The sequence below is a fragment of the Phycisphaerae bacterium genome (genome assembly GCA_012729815.1).
Lineage (GTDB): Bacteria > Planctomycetota > Phycisphaerae > JAAYCJ01 > JAAYCJ01 > JAAYCJ01.
Genome location: JAAYCJ010000328.1, coordinates 1 through 2,422, shown reverse-complemented (window position 1 = coordinate 2,422; position 2,422 = coordinate 1). Strand labels below are relative to the sequence as shown.

Here is a 2,422-nt window from a genome sequence, read left to right as displayed (position 1 = left end):
CACGCCGAAGACTACGCCCGTCTCGCCGACGAATTCCGCCAACGCTATCAGGGCCGCCTCGTCTCCGACCGCGCCGCCCAGCCGCCCGGCCCAAACGACGTCTTCTTCGTCTTCGAGGACGACGGCCGCGTCCTCGGTTATGCCTTCGCCTATGAGCTCGACCGCGAATACACCGAATTCGAGGCCCGTCTCGTCATCGCCGACCTCGCCTACCCGCGCGACAAACCGCACGTCCTGGCGACCCTCGTTGCCAACCTCAATAACATCGCCTTCCGCAAGGGCTATCCGCGAATCACCGCCCGATTTCCCTTCGACCCACAAATCCTCCGCGCCCTCGCCGACATCCCGATCCACTTCCAGGTCAACGAAACCTACGGCAGCGTCGCCGCCAACATGCTCCAGATCGTCAACCTCGGTTCGCTCCTGGAAAAACTCACGCCCGAACTCGAATCGCGCCTCGCCGACTCCGCCGCCCCCGACTTCCGCGGACGAATCGAAATCGACATCGAAAAAGACTCCGCCGCCCTCGAGATCGCCGACGGCAGAATCAAACCCGCCAAAACCGCCAACGCCGACCTGCGCCTCGCCATCCCCGAGTTCGAAATGATGCAGATGGTCCTCGGCATGCTCTCGTTCGCCGAACTCCGGGAACTCCTGGATCCCAAGCCCGCCCTCACGCCCCAACTCGCCTCGCTGCTATCCGACCTGTTCCCGCGAAAACCCGTATGGTCGGGCAACTGGGGATGACCGCCATGCCGGATCGACAGCCGTACTTCCCCTTCCTCCTGGGCAACGGGGCCGACGCCGTCCTGATCGACTACTCCGGCTCTATGCACTGCGACTCCGGTCGCCTCCATATCGAGCAGCACGAATCCGCCATCTGCGCCTGGTACAAATCCGCCCACCGCGACCGCCGCGGACCCATCCTGCCCATCGTCCAGTCCACCTACACCCTCATCGCCGGCGGCGGCGAAGTCTTCGAAGTCGGCTCCTTCAACCAGCGATTCGACCCCAAAACCGCCGTCCTGACCACCGACGTCGAAGCCGCCGACTTCCGCATCCGCCTCGAAACCTTCCTGCTCGACGAGCAGGTCCTCGTCGAACGCTGCCACGTCAAACGCGTGCCGAAAGACCGCCCGCAAATCGCCCTCAACCTCCACAGCCCCACCACCGCCTGGTCGCAGGGAGTCCTGGAACTGCCCGCCGACCGACGCTACCGTTTCTCCGCCCATGCCAAAAACAACGCGATCACCGCCGACTACGACATCAAAGGCGTCAAAGGCCGCGCCCTTCTCTGGACCGATCATCCAGCCGTATCCGCCGCCGAGACCCGCGACGGTAAACGCCTGATCCTCGCCGACCTAAAAGCCCCCTTGACCTTTACCAAGTACCTGATCGTCCTCGACCAAACCGACACCGCCGACCACGCCAGGGACATTCGCAAGACCCTCGCCCGCCTCAAATCCGCCGGCCCCGACGCCCTCCTCCGCGATCACCGAAAGCGCTGGCGAGGCTTCTCGTCCCGGTCCGCCCTCACGCTGCCCGATCCCCGGCTCGAATACCTCCACGAACTGAGCCTCTACCTGATCCGCGCCCACCAGCATCCGCGAACCGGCCTGATCTCCCTGGGCAACTACCCGCTGCTGTGGGCCGGCGGCGTGACCAACAGTTGGGACGCCATCTTCCCGCACAAGGCACTGCTCGCCGCCAACCGCCTCGCCGAGGCCAAACGCCTCATCGACGGCTACGAGCTCGCCCGTCCGCAAGCCCGAACCTACGCCCGCCAACTCGACAAACCCGGCGCCTGTTTCCCCTGGTTCATGAACCACCGCGGCGAATCCCTCAACTACGCCGACGCCCGCGAATACCCCGACATCCAGAAATTCAACAACGGCGCCATCGTCATGGAGGTCTTTGACCTCTACCTCCACACCGGCGACCCAGCCGTCCTGGAGAACTACTGGGATCTCATCAAGAACATCTGCGATTTCCTCCTCGCCGCCATCGTCCGCGAACGAGGTAATACCGCCTGCGTCGTCGAAGGCCGCGGGGCCGATGAATCCATCCACCGCAAAAACGACACCTTCCACGTCCTGACTACGATCAAGTCCCTCGAGGCCCTCACCGCCGCCGCCGCCGTCCTCGACCGGCCCATCGACCCCGCCTACCGCCGCGTGCTGGCCAAACTCAAACGCGGCCTCAAGGCCAACTTCCGCGGAAAAACCCTCCTCCCCTTCGCCGGAGCCAAAACCATCACCAGCCAGGTCTTTACCGGCTTTCTGCTCAACCTGCCCGAAGGCATTCCCGCCGAAAGCATCGAACAGGGCCTGCGGCTCTGTCAGGGCCAGTGGGGCCTCACCAACCCGGGAACCTATCGCAATCTGGTCTGGCCGTGGTCCGAGTTCAAAGCCGCCACCGCCCT

2 protein-coding genes are annotated in these 2,422 nt (G+C 64.3%); both read left to right on the top strand.

Translation table 11 applies throughout. From position 1 onward, the window contains the following. The coding region (locus GXY33_21365; protein NLX07696.1) for a hypothetical protein at positions 1 to 747 on the top strand (747 nt) is incomplete at its 5' end. A 5-nt stretch (positions 748 to 752) separates the two neighbouring features. Then, the coding region (locus GXY33_21360; protein ID NLX07695.1) for a hypothetical protein at positions 753 to 2,422 on the top strand (1,670 nt) is incomplete at its 3' end.